Here is a 19,201-nt window from a genome sequence, read left to right as displayed (position 1 = left end):
ATGAGAAAAAGAATGCTGTTCTTTTCTTGTCTCGGACTATATGCCTTTATCTGTACTGCACATGCACAACAAATGAAGGCATATACTCCTTTGGTATGGGATGAGTCAAAGTTCGTTTACCATGCAGATTCGCTTGGAAACCAAATTCCTGACTTTTCCTATGCAGGATACAAAGGGGGGAACGAAGCTATTCCTACAGCGCAGATTGCTGTTGTCGTTCCTGTAAAAACAGGAGATGCGACACAACGTATACAGGCTGCTATCGACTATGTCGCATCCTTGCCTTTAGGTAAAGATGGGCTGCGCGGTGCAGTTCTCTTACAAGCCGGAACCTATGCTGTTTCCGGTTCTCTTAAATTGAGTGCCTCAGGTGTAATTCTGCGTGGCAGCGGCTTCACAAAAAATGGAACCGCCATCGTTGGTGAGGGGACAACAAGAGAAACGCTCATCCGTATTCTTGGAAAAGACGATATCACATTTGCAAAAAAGACAAACGTAACAAGTTCTTACGTCCCTGTCAACGCGCGGGTATTGGATATTGATCATGCAGCTTCCTATAAAGCTGGAGATAAAATTAGGATTACAAGACCTTCTACCCAAGACTGGATTAATCAGCTTGGTACCGATCATTTTGGTGGTGGCATTACCTCTTTAGGCTGGAAGCCCGGGCAACGCGATGTTACCTGGGATAGAACGATTGTTGCTGTGAAAGGTAATCGTATCGAGATCGATGCGCCAATTACAACAGCATTGGATAGACGTTATGGCCAAGCTACAGTTGAACAATATACTTGGAAAGGAAGAATCGAAAATGTAGGTATAGAAAACATTGCACTTAGATCTTCCTTCGATGCGAATAACCCAAAAGACGACGACCATCGCTGGATGGCAATTACGATTGAAAATGCAGAAAACGTTTGGGTTCGTCGCATGGAGTTCCGGCATTTTGCAGGATCAGCTGTTTACGCTTTGGCAAGCACGAAGAAATTAACCGTTGAAGATTGTATTTCCCGGGATCCGGTTTCGGAAATTGGTGGGCAAAGAAGATATACTTTTTTTACAAAGGGTCAGCAGACTTTGTTTCAACGGCTCTATTCCGAACATGGATATCACGATTTCGCGGTAGGCTACCTGGCAGCAGGCCCAAATGCTTTTGTCCAATGTCAAGCAGTAGAGCCTTTCAGTTTCAGTGGTGGAATAGACAGCTGGGCGTCGGGAGTTCTTTTTGACAATGCAGATATAGATGCGCAGGCGCTAAGCTATAAAAACCGAGGTCAAGATGGTCAGGGAGCTGGATGGTCGGCAGCAAATTCTGTATTTTGGCAGTCGACAGCTGGACTTGTAGAGTGTTATCAACCACCAACAGCACAGAATTGGGCTTTTGGGATTTGGTCCCAGTTTCAGGGAAATGGCTATTGGGAGCAATCTAACGAATACATCAAGCCCAAAAGCTTGTATTATGCGCAGCTACGGGAAAGAATTGGCCTAGCTGCTGATGAACGCGCAGTACTGTTGCCAGTGCTGACCGAAGCATCCAGTAGCCCTCCTGTCAGTGTTGCCATGGAACTGACACGTCAGTCTGAAAACCCCATGGCAAAACTGGTTGACTTTATTGTAGAAGCCGGTAATCGTTATTCCTTAAATACGACGGCAAATGTAAAAACCATCGATCAGATCGGCTATAAAGAGACTACCCCAGCAAAAAAACAAGCCGATATGCGTGTCGAAAACGGTTGGTTGGTACGTGGTGATGAAATACTCGTAGGGACCAAATCGGATGTTCCCTGGTGGAGTGGTAGCGCTCGACCGCATGGTGCTGAAAAAGCTAAACCACATATCACGCGCTATGTGCCTGGAGAGGTTGGCGCGGGGTTGACGGACGATCTTGAGGAGATGACGGATTCATTAAAAAAAGATAATATTATCGCTATTGATCATAATTACGGACTTTGGTACGATCGGAGACGTGATGATCACGAACGTATTCGTCGGATCAATGGGGAAGTGTGGCCGCCGTTTTATGAACTGCCCTTTGCGCGTAGTGGCCAAGGGCTAGCCTATGACGGCCTATCTAAGTATGATTTGACCAAGTATAACAAATTTTATTGGGAACGCCTGAAACAATATGCAGATCTAGCCGACCAAAAAGGTTTAGTCTTGATTCACCAAAATTATTTCCAGCATAATATTATCGAAGCCGGTGCGCATTATGCGGACTTTCCATGGCGGACCGCCAATAATATTAACAATGTGGGATTTCCAGAGCCTGTTCCTTATGCCGGAAACAAACGTATTTTCATGGCCGAGCAGTTCTATGATATCAGTAATCCTGTTCGTCGTTCATTACATCGCGCTTATATCCGTCAATGCTTGAATAACTTTAAAGATAACTCGGGAGTCATTCAGATGATCAGCGCCGAATATACGGGACCCTTACATTTCGTTCAGTTTTGGGTCGATATAATCAAAGAATGGAAAGCGGAGACAGGTAAAAATCCAATTATTGGTTTGAGTGCAACAAAAGATGTACAGGATGCCATTTTAGCCGATAAAGAACGTGCTAAAGAAATTCAGGTTATTGACATCCGCTACTGGCACTACCAAGCCGATGGAAAGACCTATGCACCTCAGGGGGGACAAAATCTGGCACCACGTCAGCATGCACGATTGTTGAAGCCAAAGAAAACATCGATGGAGGCCGTTTATAAAGCAGTATCCGAGTACCGTACAAGATATCCAGATAAAGCAGTGTTATACTTTGCGGACAACTACCCAACGATGGCCTGGGCCTCGTTTATGGCCGGCGGTTCTATGGCCAACTTACCTAAAATAGGGAACAATGATTTCTACCGTGCGGCATCGACTATGAAAGCTGTACAAATCAACAAAGGTACATGGCTATTAAAGAGCGCACAAGGATTGATTATTTATAGCGAGCAAGCTATAGGTGAAGACATTGACTTATCTGATTATAAAGGACGTTTTGAAATGACACATATTAATCCGAAAAACGGAGCGATTACCAAAATCGAGCAGATCAATTTGGGCAAGCACATTAATTTAAGCAATTATACAAAAGGGCCAGAAATTATTTGGCTAAATAAGAAATAACAACATGTCTATTCGTAAGAAACTTATACTATTTACAGTCGTAGGAGCGCTTTTTTCATGTGCGTCCAATAAGGAGTCAAAGCATACTACATTATTGAAGATATCGGAAAATGGCAGATATATGATGACCAAAGACGGACAACCCTTTTTTTGGTTGGGTGATACAGGTTGGTTATTGTTTAATAAACTCAACCGATCCGAAGCTGATCAATACCTGGAAGATCGAAAACAAAAAGGTTTCAATGTCATCCAGGCCATGGTCCTGCATACGGTTCCTTCGGTAAATAGTTATGGTGATTCTTCGTTTGTCAACAAAGATATTTCCAGACCGCTGGTGACTGAAGGGAACAATCCGGATAATGCAACAGCGTATGATTATTGGGATCATGTCGATTACATTATTGATAAGGCAGCTGAAAAAGGACTCTACGTTGCTTTGGTCCCGGTTTGGGGATCACCGGTGAAGGATGGAAAAGTGTCAGTTGAGCAAGCAGAAAAATATGCCACGTTTCTTGCGGAAAGGTGGAAAGACCGTCCGAATATCATTTGGTTGAATGGGGGTGATATCAAGGGATCCGATAAGATGGAAGTGTGGGAGAAAATCGGCCAAACAATAAAATCCATCGATCATAACCATTTAATGACTTTTCATCCTAGAGGACGAACGGCTTCTTCGGATTGGTTCCACGATAGACCTTGGCTAGATTTCAACATGGTGCAATCGGGACACCGTACTTATGCTCAGGACACTTCCGCGAATGAACAGAAACATTATGGTGAGGATAACTGGAAGTTTATGGCAGCCGACTGGGATATGAAGCCCTTCAAGCCAACGATAGACGGCGAACCCTCTTATGAAGGCATCCCACAGGGATTACACGACATTACTCAGCCACGCTGGAGCGATGCCGACGTAAGACGATACGGATACTGGTCTGTATTTGCTGGGGCATTTGGGTATACCTACGGACAGAACTCGGTCATGCAGATGCATGGAAAGCAAGACTCCACTTCGGCCTATGGTTCGGATGAAGTATGGAGTTCGGCTATCAATGCACCTGGTGCTGCTCAGATGAAGTACTTAAAAGAACTTATGCTTTCCAAAGACAATTACTTTGATCGTGTTCCAGATCAGTCTTTAATTGCGGATAATGGCGAGAAATACAATCGCTTACTCGCAACAAGAACATCGGACTATGCATTTATCTACAATTACAATGGTAGGGAAATGAAAATTAATATGGGAAAAATCAACGGGTACAAAGTAAAAGCTTCCTGGTTTGACCCTCGGAATGGATCGACCAAGGTAATCGGGGAATTTGAAAACAAGGGTGTACAAACTTTTGTGCCTGACGGAGGACAAAAGGACGGAAACGACTGGGTATTGATCTTAGATAGCATTTAATGAGGAATTTGGTCAAATTGTTTATTTTATTTAGTGTGGTATCGCTCTTGGCTTCCTGTCAGCGGGATGTTTACCTATTTACCTCGTTCCACGAACCGGCCAATGAAGGTTTGCGCTATCTGTATAGCAAAGATGGATACCATTGGAATGCGATTAACGGGGTGTATTTAAAGCCGGAATTAGGAAAACAGAAAATCATGCGCGATCCGTCGATGATCCGGGATAAACAAGGTATTTATCATTTGGTATGGACTATTGGCTGGCAGGGAAATGAGGGCATTGGTTATGCCCGTTCGAGAGACCTGATCCATTGGGAAAATCAACAGATCGTTCCAGTGATGCAACAAGAAGCAAATACCGTCAATGTCTGGGCGCCAGAGTTATTTTATGATGATATAGAAGACCGGTTTATTATTATTTGGGCTTCCACCATTCCTTATCGCTTCGCAAAAGGTGTGGAAGAGGAGAAAAATAATCACCGGATGTACTATACGACGACAAAGGATTTTAAATCCTTTACAGAGACGAAATTATTTAGCGATCCGGGCTTTAGTATCATTGATGCGGTCATTGTCAAGAAGGCGCAAAAGGATTATGTACTTGTATTAAAGGATAATACACGGCCCAACCGAAATCTAAAGGTGGCCTTTGCGAAAAATCCGTTGGGGCCATTTAAGCAGATCTCTGAGACTTTCTCCCCGTATTTAAGTGAGGGACCTGCGGTGCTTAAAGTCAAGGATCAATGGTTGATCTATTTCGACTCTTATGGCACTAAAAGCTATGAGGCTGTGTCCACCAAAGATTTCAAGGTCTTCGAAAAAATCAACGACATGATTTCCGTTCCAGAAGGGCATAAACATGGAACGATCTTCAAAGCGTCCAATAAAGATTTAAAAAATTTGCTTCGGGATGAAGCCAAAAAGAAATAATATGATGATCAAATCAGTATTAGTCAGTCTATCGTTGGCTGCTGTCGTGCAACAGGTGGTAGCACAGCAAGATACGGTAAGGTATATAGGAAAGACATTATCCAATGTAGACTATCACCACGGGCAGCTTACACCTGCTGTGGGTACGCACAATATCCAGGTATTTCGAGCAAACAGAGAATTTCCTGAATTGGCCGGCGGACACAATTTTACCTATAACCACCAGCCCTTTTTGGCGTATTGGAATAATACTTATTATTTACAGTTTCTGAGCAATCCCGTGGGCGAGCATATCGCGGAAGGAAAAACCTTGTTGCTGACGTCAAAAGATGGCCGCAATTGGTCTAATCCAACGGATTTATTCCCGACTTATCTGGTTCCGGAAGGCTTTACCAAGCCGGGACGAACTGATAAGGCCGAGAAAAATTTATATGCAATCATGCACCAGCGTATGGGCTTTTATCATGCAAAGAATGATAAATTGCTGACGCTTGCTTACTACGGTGTAGCCCTGGATGCCAAGGACGATCCAAATGATGGGAATGGTCTTGGACGTGTCGTCCGGGAGATCCACAAAGATGGTAGCTTTGGGCCAATCTATTTTATTCACTTCAATGCCTCTTTCGACGAGAAGGGTGCCAAATACCCTTTTTATAAAAAGAGCCAGGATAAGGCATTTGTACAAGCTTGTGACGAGTTGCTCGGTACACCACTTATGATGCAACAATGGGTAGAGGAGTCCGACCGAAACGATCCGTTAATTCCTTTGCAACGTCCGGTAAAAGCGTTTTCCTTTTATCATCTCAATGATGGAAGGGTCGTCGGTTTATGGAAGCATGCGTTGACATCGATGAGCAAGGACAATGGAAAGACCTGGCAATATTCACCGTTGCGCGCGCCGGGTTTCGTGAACAGCAATGCAAAGATCTGGGGGCAAAAGACCGCTGATGGACGTTATGCAACGGTGTATAATCCTTCCGAATTCAGATGGCCTTTGGCCGTATCAACCAGTAATGATGGCTTGAATTACACGGATTTGTTATTGGTCAACGGAGAGATCACCACGATGCGTTATGGCGGGAACTATAAGTCTTATGGACCGCAATATGTCCGTGGTATTGTCGAAGGCAATGGTGTGGTTCCCGATAATAACATGTGGTTGACCTACAGCATGAATAAAGAAGATATTTGGACTGCTGTTGTACCCGTTCCGATCAAGTCTACCGTCGATGAGGCCGTGAATGATAATTTCGCGAAAAATGCAGGACAAGCCTATAACAACTGGAACATTTATAGTCCATTGTGGGCAAGTGCCAAGGTTGAAGGAAAAGCGTTGGTTTTGCGTGATAAAGATCCTTTCGACTATGCGAAGGCAGATCGTGTGATTCAATCGGCGCAAAAAGGCACCATTGAATTTACCGTAACGCCACAACAAAATGATCACGGCTCTTTACAGATTGAGTTGGTAAATGATAGTGGCTTAGCAGCCGCGAGAATTATCATGGACAAAGACGGCATGATCAAAAATAAAGCCGGATACCGAAATGCCTCTTTGACGAAATATGAGGAGGGAAAAACGTATCACTTTGCATTGACTTTCGATGTGAGCACCCGCTCTTATCAAGTTGCTATCAATGGCGAGGACAAAGGTACGAAGCTATTTTTTCAACCGGTAAGTAATGTGAGCAAAGTGTCGTTCCGTACGGGCGATGTCAGAAGGTTTCCCAATGCGGATACGGAAACAGATCAGGACTTTGATGTCGAAAATGCGGGAGCTTCGGTAAAAGAAGCCACTTATCAGATTACTTCGTTGAAAGCTCAAAAGCTGAAATAAATGAGACGGTTTATTGTACATATAGCTTTATTGGTAGCCGGTTTTTCGGCAAAGGCGAATGTCATATTGCCCAATATTTTTGCCAATCACATGGTTTTGCAGCGCAACCAGCCGGTCGCCATTTTTGGTTCAGCGAGCCCTGGCGAGCAGGTAAGCGTAGCTTTTCAAAACCAGTTGAAGAGGACAGAAGCCGATCAAAATGGTCGTTGGAAAGTTGAACTAAAAGCCATGCCGGCTAATGCGGTTGGACAGACGTTGACCATTAGGGGAAACAATACGATCGAACTTAAAGACGTTTTGGTCGGTGAAGTATGGTTGTGCTCGGGCCAATCGAATATGGAATACCAAATGCGTAAAATTGAGAAGGTAAAAACTCCGCTGAAGGGTGATTATTTCCCTAAAAACGAAGTGGCCGAAGCAAACAATTCCAATATCCGAATATTTTTGGTACGCCGGAAATTTCTGGCCAAACCGGATGGCCAATATCAGGGCTGGGCTGTAGCACGGGATTCGGCACTGCGTCAATTTTCTGCACCGGCCTATTTCTTCGGGAAAACGCTACAGCAAGAATTAGGTGTTCCTGTAGGCATTATTTCATCAGCTGTGAGCGGCAGCAGAATCGAGCCCTGGTTCTCCGAAGAATATTGGGCAGGTTCACCTTATCTGAAAGATAAAAAGAAAGAAGGCGATCCCGGTAAATTCTTTCATACGATGATTGCACCATTAGCGCCTTATACCTTAAAAGGATTTGTTTGGTACCAAGGTGAATCCAATACCTTTTTAAAAGAGAATATTAGTTATAGTTATAAAATGAAGGCGCTGATCGAAAATTGGCGAACTCTTTGGGAGAACCCCAAATTACCGTTTTATTTTACCGAGATCGCACCTTTTTATTATTCCCTGGACGAAAAAGGTCATGTCCGTATGCCGAGAACGGTGTTGCCGGAATTTCGGGAAGCCCAAGATCTGGTTTTACAATTGCCACATACAGCACGTATCATTACGACGGATTTGGTCGATGATCCACACGATCTCCATCCAAGTTATAAATGGGAAATTGGTCGTCGTCATGCCCTTAAGGCTTTAAAATATGTCTATCATAAAAATATTGTAGCCGATAGTCCTGAACTAGAGGCCGTAAAATATCAAGGCAAACAAGCAAGGGTAAAATTGAAACATGCTGCCGGATTAAAGTCCGTAGACGGCAAGCCCTTAACATCATTTGAAGTTGCGGGTGAGGATGGCATCTTTTATCCAGCACAGGCTGCTATCAACGGACAGACAGTCGTACTTGAAAGTGACCAGGTACAACAGATCCGTCAGATCCGGTTCGGATGGGACGAAGCTGCCCAGCCCAACCTGGTGAATACCGCTGACCTGCCGGCCGCACCTTTTAGAACAAATAATCCATTACAACATATTAAATTGAAATAGTCTTTAGCGATCATGAACTTGAAAACAAAAATAGCGTTATCCTTACTTTTTTTGGGGACTATGGGATTGCAGGTATCTGCCCAAAAAACAGCGAGCCAGTACCTCTCTGGAACAGGAAAGGATGATGGTGTATTATGGGATTTTTATGTGAGCGAAGGCATGAATGCCGGGAAATGGACGAAAATACCAGTTCCCTCCAACTGGGAACAACAAGGCTTCGGGAAATATAATTACGGGTTCAATAAAGAGGCTGATAAAGGGAAAGAGGTAGGTCACTATAAATATAGCTTTAAAGTATCCGATGACTGGAAAAATAAGCAGGTGCGTATTGTTTTTGAAGGATCTATGACTGATACCGAAGTCAAGATCAATGGTAAGCTGGCCGGCGCCATCCATCAGGGATCATATTATGTTTTCAAATACGATATTACGAAACTATTGAAGTTTGGCGAAGAAAATCTATTGGAAGTCAATGTCGCTAAACATTCGGCAAACAAGTCGGTGAATGCGGCGGAACGGGAAGGTGACTTCTGGATTTTCGGTGGGATTTTTAGACCGGTCTATTTGGAGGCCCTGCCCCAGCATCATATTGAACGTGTTTCGTTGGACGCAAAGGCTGACGGAACATTCCGAGCGAAAATAAAGACGGTGGGAGAAGCCGATGAAATTACCGTTCAACTATTTGACGCCAAAGGAAGGAAATTTGGAAAACAGCTGAAAAAAAAGTTGTCAGACAAAAATAACTGGCTCGAGGGACAATTTTCAGCGCCGCAATTATGGTCTGCCGAATTTCCAAACTTATATACGGCGCAATTTATCTTGTCGAAAAATGGTAAGGTACAAAACAAGCTGGAGCAAAAATTTGGTTTTCGAACCATAGAAGTGAAAGAACGTGATGGTGTTTATGTCAATGGCGTAAAGATTCGATTCAAAGGGGTCAATCGGCATGCGTTCGTTCCGGAATCTGGACGGACGACGAGTAAGGAAGTTAGTATTGCCGATGTGAAGCTCATGAAGGAAATGAATATGAACGCTGTTCGGATGGCCCATTATCCGCCAGACAATCATTTTTTGGCTGTTTGTGATTCATTGGGCTTATATGTCATGAACGAGTTAGCGGGTTGGCACGGACATTACGATAAGGAAGTCGGTACCAAATTATTGCGGGAGATGATGGCGGTATCCGAAAATAATCCGTCCGTTGTTTTCTGGGCAAATGGCAATGAAGGTGGGCATAATCCGGATTTCGATCCCATCTTCGCAGAGGAGGATATTCAAAAACGTGCCGTGATTTATCCTTGGGCCGTACATGATGGTTTTGAAACAACTCATTACCGGGAATATAATTATGGTATTGGTACCTATGATCATGGGCACAATATCATTATGCCGACTGAGTTTTTGCATGGCATGTACGATGGCGGGCATGGTGCCGGATTGGAGGATTATTGGAAAGCGATGCTTGCCAATCCCCTTGCTGCGGGCGGTTTTCTTTGGGATTTTCGTGATCAGGGCATCGTCAGGACGGATAAAGGTGGTATCATAGATACTGACGGAAATCGTGGCCCAGATGGTATTATTGGTCCACACGGCGAAAAGGAAGGAAGCTTCTTTACCATTAAAGAAGTATGGAGTCCTATCTTCTTTGAAAAACGAGAAATGACCAAAGGATTTGATGGTTCGTTCCATATTGAAAATAGATATTCTTTTACCAATACTAATCAGTGTGCATTTTCGTACGAACTCAAAAAGCTGGGCGGTTATGATGAAGTGAAAGCAACAAAAAGCGGAACGATTGTCGCTCCCAATATCCGTCCTGGTGATAAAGGGATTTTAAAAGTTGACTTTCCTACAGGTTGGGAGGACTTTGATGTTTTATATATTACTGCAAAAGATGTGCATCAACAGGAACTTTTTACCTGGAGTTTTCCAATTACATTGCCGAATCAGGTGGCAAGTAGTCTCCTGAAACCAAATGGAACAGGGGAGATTGTCGTACAGGAGACCCCGAATACGTATCTGGTAAAAGCAAATGGCATTAGTTATCAGGTCAATAAGACGAGCGGGTTGCTCGAGCAGGTGCAAAATGCAAAAGGAATTATTCCTTTCAAAAACGGACCGGTTTTGCAGGAAGCGGCGACAAATTATAAGAATTTCAAATTGACCCGTGAAGATGGAAAGGTGATTATCGCATCTACTTTTGATAAAAAAGATAGTTATAATACCTTGCGTTGGGAAATCCTTGCTTCGGGACAGTTGAAAATGCATGTTCAATATTTTCCTGAGAGTTATTTTACGCGCTTTGTCGGAGTGAATTTCGATTTTCCAGAAGATCAAATCGAAGGTGTTGAATATCGGGGAATGGGCCCTTATCGGGTTTGGAAAAACCGGATGAAAGGGAATCAGTTTGGCGTTTGGAAAAAGAAGTACAATAACACGGCAACGGGCGAATCGCCATTTGAATATCCCGAATTTAAAGGGTACCATGCCAATATGTACTGGACCAAATTTATCGGAAAAGATCAAAGTTTCCGCGTGTTTACCGATCGGGAGGATGTGTTTCTGCGTTTATATACGCCAAAAGAACAGCAAGATACCGAATGGAAAAACATGGAACCCACTTTCCCGAAAGGGGATATTTCTTTTATGAATGGTATTTCAGCCATAGGCACGAAAACACAAAAGCCAGAAACGACCGGGCCTATGGGCATGAAGCACGTTTACTACGATTTTGAGAAGGAACCGAGTCGAGCGCTGCATATGGTCCTCTATTTTGATTTTGAAAACTAATGAAAGCAGGAACTGTCATATCTATTGTATCGGTCTTCTTGTCGATCTTGTGGCATCAAGCTACAGCGCAGATCACTGTTGCAAACCTGCGGACTGAATTACGGTCGAATCCGATCGGTATAGATGTCATTGCTCCAAGACTGAGCTGGCAATTGCAGGGCAGTGAGCGGTCTATCCGACAAGAAGCCTATCGGGTTTTGGTTGCTTCTTCACAAGAAAAACTGGATCAGAATATCGGCGATTTTTGGGATTCTGGGAAACAGCTTTCGAATAATTCCACGCATGTTATTTATGCAGGCAGCGCTCTGCGGAGCCGCATGGAAGTGTTCTGGAAAGTAAAAGTGTATACGAATAAGGGTGAAAGTAGCTGGTCTGAGCCGGCGGGTTGGACTGTGGGACTGCTGCATTACAAGGATTGGACAGGACGCTGGATTGGTTTTGATCAGTACTTCCCGACAGATAATGAACAGACCGGGCAATTGGCTGCCCGTTATTTCAGAAAGGAATTTACAACAACCAAGCAGATAAAACAGGCTACAGCCTATGTGATGGGGCTCGGACTTTATGAGTTATATCTTGACGGCAAGAAGATAGGGGATCAAGTACTGGCTCCAGTGCCTACGGATTATACCAAAAACATTAAATATAATGTTTTGGATGTAACAAAATCACTTTCGCAGGGTAAACATGCGCTTGGTGTCATTTTGGGAAATGGACGGTTTTATGCCATGCGTCAAGCAAAACCTTATAAAGTAAAAACCTTTGGATTCCCCAAATTGCAGATGCAGCTTATGTTGACCTATACGGATGGCTCAACGGAAGTCATTAAGACCGATGATTCGTGGAAAGGAACGACCGAAGGACCCATAACGGCAAATAACGAATATGACGGTGAGAATTATGATGCCAGAAAGGAGCTAACGGGCTGGGCAAATCCGGATTATGACGATAAAACATGGTTAAAGGCTGCTTTTGTGCAGGAGCCCGGTGGCAATTATGAAGCGCAGTCGGAAGGTATGAAGGTTATGCAAGATATTGCACCAGTTTCGATTGTCAAAAAGTCCGAAGGAAAATACATCCTTGATTTCGGACAGAATTTCTCGGGTTGGATAAAGATGACGGTGACTGGTACGCGTGGAACAGCGGTAACACTCCGTTTTGCAGAATCTTTGACGGAAGACGGCGAGTTATTTACAACCAATCTACGGGATGCCAAAGCAACGGATCATTATATATTAAAAGGTGGCGGAAAAGAAACCTGGGAGCCGCGGTTTACCTATCATGGATTTCGTTATGTGGAAGTAAGCGGTTATCCTGGGGTAGCTTCAAAAAGTAATTTTGTTGGTCGTTTTGTCTACGACGATATACCTGATGCGGGAACCTTTGTGTCTTCCAACACACTCATCAATCAGATCCATCAAAATGCATGGTGGGGGATTGCTTCAAACTACAAAGGTATACCGGTGGATTGTCCACAACGAAACGAGCGTCAACCCTGGTTGGGGGACCGTCCAGTCAGTGCGTACGGTGAGAGCTTCCTCTTTGACAACGCCAATTTTTATCATAAATGGCTCGAAGATATTCGGCTGTCCCAAAAGGAGGATGGCGCGCTACCGGATGTTGCACCAGCTTTCTGGCGCTACTATAGTGATAATATCAGCTGGCCAGGAACTTATCTGTTTATCGCCGATATGCTCTATCAGCAGACCGGAGATCTACGCATTTTGGAGAAACATTATCCGGCCATGAAAAAATGGATGGATTATATGCAGGCCCGTTATACAGGCCCGGGCGGTATCATTACCAAAGATAGTTATGGAGATTGGTGTTTCCCACCGATAACCATTGAAGCCGGAAGAGGAAAGATTGCGGATAAAAAATATCCAAGTACATTGATCGCAACATCTTATTACTATCATTTGCTGCAGACGATGGCCCGCTTTAGTGCCCTTATTGGCAACGAACGAGATCAAACTGACTTTTTGGACCGCGCAGCAAAGATGAAAGCAAATTTTAATACGGCATTCTATCATGATGCAGGTTATTATGGCAGTAATTCATTGACCGATAACCTACTACCAATGTCTTTGGGATTGGTAGAGGATGCGAATAGAGAAAAGCTCAGTAATCGGATCGTTGAGATTGTCGAAAAAGAAAATCGGGGGCATCTGAGTACAGGACTTATCGGAACACAATGGATTATGCGTACGCTAACCAAAATCGGTCGTGCAGATCTTGCCTATAAAATTGCCACAAATACGACCTATCCCTCTTGGGGTTATATGGTCGAAAATGGGGCAACAACAATTTGGGAGTTGTGGAACGGGAATACTGCCCATCCCAAAATGAATTCACAAAACCATGTGATGATGTTGGGCGACCTCTTGGTATGGCTCTATGAGGATCTGGCGGGCATCAAATCAAAGGAGCATGCTTTTCAGACTGTTGTGATGAAACCGCAGGTCGTAGCAGGGTTGGATCATGTGGATGCAAGCTATAAAAGTGTTTATGGAACCATTCAATCCAATTGGAGCAAAAGCAAATCGGCTTTTGAATGGAAGATTTCTATTCCGGCCAATACCAAAGCAGAGATCTATCTGCCCAAAACGGTACTGTCATCTATCCTGGAAAGCAATCGAAAATTAAAAAACAATAAAGATATTCAGATCCTACGACAGGAAAAATCAGGCACTTGGTTCACTATCGGATCTGGAGATTACCAATTCAAAATTAAACTATAAGCAGTATTTAGTATACATGTATAATATTAAAAATACATTTATGAAGATAAAGATTAAATTCGCAACAGCCCTATTTTTTTTATATTCCTTGTGTTCTTACGGGCAAAATCCGACGTTAAAAGAATGGCAAAAAGGAGTAAAAAAAGACGAATTTATTTATGATACGGCATCTTTCCCTTCCTGTCATTCCGCTACCATGGCAGAGACCGATCAAGGTTTGGTTTATGCCTTTTTTGGTGGAACGAAAGAACGTCACCCCGATGTGGAGATCTATGTGAGTAGATTTGAAAACGGCAACTGGTTAGCGCCAGTGTCGGCAGCGGATGGTGTACAACCGGATGGCAAGCGCTTGCCGACCTGGAACCCAGTTTTATATCAAATACCTAACGGAGATCTCTTGTTATTCTATAAAATTGGGCCCAAGCCATCGGAATGGTGGGGCATGCTCAAACGCTCCAACGATGGCGGAAAGACATGGTCTGCTGCCGAACGATTGCCCGATGGCTTTATTGGACCGGTGAAAAACAAACCTGTTCTTTTGCAAAATGGCACCTTGCTGAGTCCTTCCAGTACCGAAGGAAATGGCTGGAACGTACATTTTGAAGCGAGTTCGGATTTTGGTAAGACCTGGCGCAAGATAGGTCCAATCGCCCGTGGTGCAGATAATCTGGATGCTATACAACCAAGCATACTCGACCATGGAAATGGTCGGTTGCAAATATTGGCGCGCACACGCAACCGTGCGATCGTAACATCTTGGTCTAGCGACTGGGGCGAACATTGGACTCCATTGGAAAAAACGACGCTCCCCAATAATAATTCGGGTACAGATGCCGTAACGCTAAAAGACGGACGGCATGTATTGGTTTACAATCACGTACTTCCAGAAGGTAATCTAGCCAAGGGCGCGCGCACCCCATTAAATGTTGCTTTTTCCAAAGATGGCAAGCAGTGGCAGGCCGCACTTATTCTTGAGGATTCGCCAATCAGTCAGTATTCTTATCCCGCAGTGATTCAAACCAAAGATGGGCTATTGCATTTTGGCTACACCTGGCGTAGAAAGAAAATGAAACATGTCGTCGTAGATCCGAAGAAAGTGAAGTTAATCCCGATTGAGAATGGCATCTGGCCAACAAAAAAAGGATATAAAAAACCAGACCCTAATGCATATGTTAAGGAAGAAGATTAAGTTCGTTTGTGCAGTCTGCTTGTTTTTTGTCTCGCTTGTTGTCAAGGGGCAGGACAGCTTACTCAATTATGAACATAAATTTAAGCAGTCCCTGGAAAAAGTGCTGGAAATGATGCAAGTACGGTATCAAGTCAAGATTAAATATGATCCACGCAATGTCAAAGACATTATGGTGGACTACGCACCCTGGAAGTTTAGGGCAGATCTTGGGGGCACAGAAATCAATTTGCTGTATCCCTTGGGTTTTAAGTTGCAAGAGGAAGCAAAGCCCAATACGTATAAATTAAAATCATACGAATATAACCGCTGGAAACCACAGGAAGGCTGGGATTTTCTGAACCTATTGTCTAAAAAATATACGGATCAGGCAAGTTGGGAAAAGAGAAAATATCAATTGCGAGCTGCGGTTAGGCAAGCGATGTACTGGGATAAACTGAAAAGTATACCGGATCAACCCATTCGCTTGGGCAATGTACGCCGCTATGCGGACTACCAAGTTCAGAATTTTGCCTTAGAAATTATACCAGGGGTCTATATCAATGGCAGTATCTATTCTCCGCTCAAACAGAAGAAAAATATCCCTGTCGTACTTTCTCCTGATGGTCATTGGCCGCAGCAGCGTTATCGTTCGGACGCGCAGAAGAGATTTATCACCTTAGCTCGACTGGGCTGTATGGCTGTAAGCTATGATCTATTTGCCTGGGGGGAGTCTTTATTGCAGTTCGCTGGTTCAGATCATCGCAGCAGTGAGGCGATGTTAATGCAGACCTGGGGCGCGGAGCGCATTTTAGACTATGTTATGAGCCTGCCACAAGTCGATCGAAGCAGGGTAGGCATTAGTGGTGGATCGGGCGGAGGTAGTCACAGTATTTTAATGGCCGCCTTGGACGATCGTTTTACTTTGGTCGCCCCGGTCGTGGCGATGTCATCCTACTTCTTTGGAGGTTGCCCCTGTGAAAGTGGACTACCCGTGCATTTTGTCTGTGGGGGGACCAATAATGTCGAACTGGCAGCGATGACAGCCCCCAAACCACAACTGATCATCTCCGATGGACAGGATTGGACGAAGGAGACCGCTATCAACGATTTTCCATACCTGCAACATATTTATGGTTATTATGGGCAGCAAAATCAGGTGCGACACGCACATTTTCCCGATGAAGGTCATGATTTTGGCTATAACAAAAGGCAGGCACTCTACAAATTCCTGCTGGATCATTTTCATTTAGATCAAGCTAAAGCTGCCGATATCATCGCGGAGACTGGTATTCAGATCGAGCCGGAGGAATTATTATACAGTTTTGGAAAGAAGGGGGAAAACTTACCAAAAAACGCGATTCGCGGGATGGAACAATTGAAAGTAGTATTAAAATCATATCAGATTGAACTATGATGAACCGAAAAAAATTTATATGCGATACCCTGGCCTTGATTGGCGCAGCAGCCCTGCCTTCCGCTGTCTTTGCTGCACCTAAGCGACGCTACAATGTCGCTGTAATTGATCTGATGATCTTAAAGCGACAAAAACTAAGTGCATTTGACCTGGCAAAAGAAATAGGAGCGGATGGGTTGGAGGTAGATATGGGCGGACTGGGCAACCGGGTTACTTTTGACAGTAAGTTAGGCGATCCTGCGCAACGGAAGGCCTTTCTTGACAAAGCAAAGGAAACCGGAATAACGATCTGTTCGTTGGCCATGACCGGCTTTTATGCACAGTCTTTTGCCACACGGCCGACTTATCAGCAGATGGTAGGGGATTGTTTGGACACTTGTCAGAAAATGGGAATTAAAGTGGCTTTTTTGCCCTTAGGCGTGACATGCGACTTGGTTAAATATCCCGAACTGCGACCTGCTATCGTCGAGCGTCTTCGTATAGTAGGTGAAATGGCAAAAAAGGCCGGTGTGATCATCGGGATTGAAACAGCATTGGATGCAAAAGCTGAGGTTGATCTTTTAAAGGAAATTGGGTCCAAACATATCCAAATCTATTTTAATTTTTCCAATCCGTTGAAAGAAGGGCGTGATCTGATTCAGGAGCTGACTATTTTAGGAAAGAAGCGGATCTGTCAGATACATTGTACGGATGAGGACGGTGTCTGGCTCGAAAATAATAAACGACTAAATATGCCCCTGGTAAAACAAACCTTAGATCGTATGGGCTGGCGCGGTTGGCTCGTGATCGAGCGATCTCGCGATGCTAATCTATCACCACGTGCCGTCAAAGAAAATTTTGGTGCAAATACACGTTACGTAAAACAGGTGTTTCAATGAAATTAAACTGGATAATATCGCTTGTCGTAGTAGTAATGGGCATGCAGGGATGTCGAAGTATTCCGGTTGAAAAGCAGCTGGATAAGATCCTGTTGCGTGCTGATCAGGTAGGTGCTGGACAGATGCCCGCTGAGCCAGAGAAAATGCAATCCCCTTTTACGGCATGGAATGTCCAGCGGCCAACATTTCCGACGCGACAAGATACCGTATGGCCGAATGACGATATTCAGGGTAAGCTCGACCAGCTTGCGGCACAGGGGGGCGGTACGCTAGTATTGAAAGGACATCATCATACGGGACGGATTACGCTGAGATCCCATATTAATCTACAGCTGGATGCGGGTTCAGTATTGGAATTTGAAAGTGAAATTGAGGACTTTCTTCCCGTAGTGTTTACACGAAATGAAGGTGTAGAATTATATAGTTTGGGTGCGTGTATTTATGCCAATGGAGCCGAAAATATTGCTGTCACAGGATGGGGTAAGGTTATTGGCCCCGGTGATGGAAGTATTCGAAGCAAAACCATGACGCACGATGTCATTGAAAAGATTGTGGACAGTAATACGCCTGTTGAGCGGCGAATCTATGATGGAAAGACCGCAGATTTCATCTTTCCACCCGCACTCATTGCGCCTATTAACTGCAAAAAAGTTTGGATCGAAGGTGTATCACTGGAGCGTACGGCTTTTTGGAATATCGTTCCCACGTACTGTGAGGATGTCGTGATCCGTGGGGTACGTATACAGTCAATTGGTATACCACGGGGTGATGGGATAGATATTGAATCGTGCAACCGCGTGCTTGTGGAGTATTGCACCCTGAATACTGGCGACGATTGTATCGCCGTAAAAGCAGGACGTGGATATGATGGACTACGGGTGAACAGACCTTCTGAAAATATTGTAGTCCGCTATTGCTTTTCGGAAAAAGGTCATGGTGGATTTACGATCGGTAGCGAGACTGCGGGCATGGCCAAGCAGGTGTATGTCCATGATTGTGTGTTTGGAAAAACCAATGTTGGTATCCGTTTTAAAACTAGAAGGCCGCGGGGCGGCGGCGGATCTGCCATGCGTTTTGAACGTATTCGCATGCGGGATGTTGAGTCGGCATTGCGTTGGGATATGCTGGGACAGGCCCAGCACGTTGGAAACCAAGCCAACCGTGATTTCGAAGTTCAGAAGAACGCCCTGACACCACGTTTCTCAAATATCCAAATAAAGGATATATATATTGATGCAGCTAAAGATTGTATTAAGATCGAAGGTATTCCAGAATCAGTCTTGGATGATGTTAGAATTGATCGCGTCTTTGGCCGTGGGGACCGGTATCTGTCAGTTAAAGATGCTAAAAATATCAAAATTAAAAATAGTGTGTTTGTGTGTAAAGATACCAGTGTCTCAACAACCAATGTTTCGGGGCTGATACAGGATCGTGTCCGTGTAATGACAGAAGCGCCTTAATAGTTGGATATGAATACAACCGGGGAAAAAAGAAAAA

11 protein-coding genes are annotated in these 19,201 nt (G+C 44.2%); all 11 read left to right on the top strand.

The window, feature by feature from the left end; all coding sequences use genetic code 11:
* Genes ABTV71_RS25810 through ABTV71_RS25760 form a run of 11 tightly spaced genes read left to right on the top strand, consistent with a single transcriptional unit; the run spans nt 1 to nt 19,164 of the window.
* Nucleotides 1-3,111 (top strand): DUF6298 domain-containing protein, encoded by a 3,111-nt coding sequence (locus tag ABTV71_RS25810; RefSeq protein WP_433901564.1) that lies wholly within the window; start codon nt 1-3, stop codon nt 3,109-3,111.
* A 4-nt stretch (nt 3,112-3,115) separates the two neighbouring features.
* A complete protein-coding gene (locus ABTV71_RS25805) occupies nt 3,116-4,516 on the top strand; it encodes a glycoside hydrolase family 140 protein (RefSeq protein ID WP_433901563.1) in 1,401 nt (466 codons plus the stop codon).
* Entirely contained in the window at nt 4,516-5,445 is a 930-nt protein-coding gene (locus ABTV71_RS25800; RefSeq protein WP_433901562.1) for a glycoside hydrolase family 43 protein, read from the top strand. Before ABTV71_RS25805 ends, ABTV71_RS25800 begins: the two co-directional genes overlap by 1 nt.
* Nucleotide 5,446: 1 nt before the next feature.
* Complete coding sequence (locus ABTV71_RS25795; RefSeq protein ID WP_433901561.1) at nt 5,447-7,279, top strand: exo-alpha-sialidase; 1,833 nt, start codon at nt 5,447-5,449, stop codon at nt 7,277-7,279.
* Complete coding sequence (locus tag ABTV71_RS25790; RefSeq protein WP_433901560.1) at nt 7,280-8,713, top strand: sialate O-acetylesterase; 1,434 nt, start codon at nt 7,280-7,282, stop codon at nt 8,711-8,713.
* A 12-nt stretch (nt 8,714-8,725) separates the two neighbouring features.
* Nucleotides 8,726-11,503 (top strand): glycoside hydrolase family 2 TIM barrel-domain containing protein, encoded by a 2,778-nt coding sequence (locus ABTV71_RS25785; RefSeq protein ID WP_433901559.1) that lies wholly within the window; start codon nt 8,726-8,728, stop codon nt 11,501-11,503.
* Nucleotides 11,503-14,244: a family 78 glycoside hydrolase catalytic domain gene (locus ABTV71_RS25780; RefSeq protein WP_433901558.1), complete on the top strand. Its 2,742-nt coding sequence runs from the start codon at nt 11,503-11,505 to the stop codon at nt 14,242-14,244. Before ABTV71_RS25785 ends, ABTV71_RS25780 begins: the two co-directional genes overlap by 1 nt.
* A gap of 40 nt (nt 14,245-14,284) precedes the next feature.
* Entirely contained in the window at nt 14,285-15,433 is a 1,149-nt protein-coding gene (locus ABTV71_RS25775; protein WP_433901557.1) for a sialidase family protein, read from the top strand.
* Nucleotides 15,414-16,826 (top strand): glucuronyl esterase domain-containing protein, encoded by a 1,413-nt coding sequence (locus ABTV71_RS25770; protein WP_433901556.1) that lies wholly within the window; start codon nt 15,414-15,416, stop codon nt 16,824-16,826. The genes ABTV71_RS25775 and ABTV71_RS25770 overlap by 20 nt, the downstream gene beginning before the upstream one ends.
* Nucleotides 16,823-17,704: a sugar phosphate isomerase/epimerase family protein gene (locus tag ABTV71_RS25765; protein ID WP_433901555.1), complete on the top strand. Its 882-nt coding sequence runs from the start codon at nt 16,823-16,825 to the stop codon at nt 17,702-17,704. The genes ABTV71_RS25770 and ABTV71_RS25765 overlap by 4 nt, the downstream gene beginning before the upstream one ends.
* Complete coding sequence (locus ABTV71_RS25760; RefSeq protein ID WP_433901554.1) at nt 17,701-19,164, top strand: glycoside hydrolase family 28 protein; 1,464 nt, start codon at nt 17,701-17,703, stop codon at nt 19,162-19,164. The genes ABTV71_RS25765 and ABTV71_RS25760 overlap by 4 nt, the downstream gene beginning before the upstream one ends.
* Nucleotides 19,165-19,201 lie beyond the last annotated feature (37 nt).

Source organism: Sphingobacterium puteale, assembly GCF_050986225.1.
Classification (GTDB): Bacteria; Bacteroidota; Bacteroidia; order Sphingobacteriales; family Sphingobacteriaceae; genus Sphingobacterium; species Sphingobacterium puteale.
This window is presented reverse-complemented; position numbering and strand designations above follow the sequence as displayed.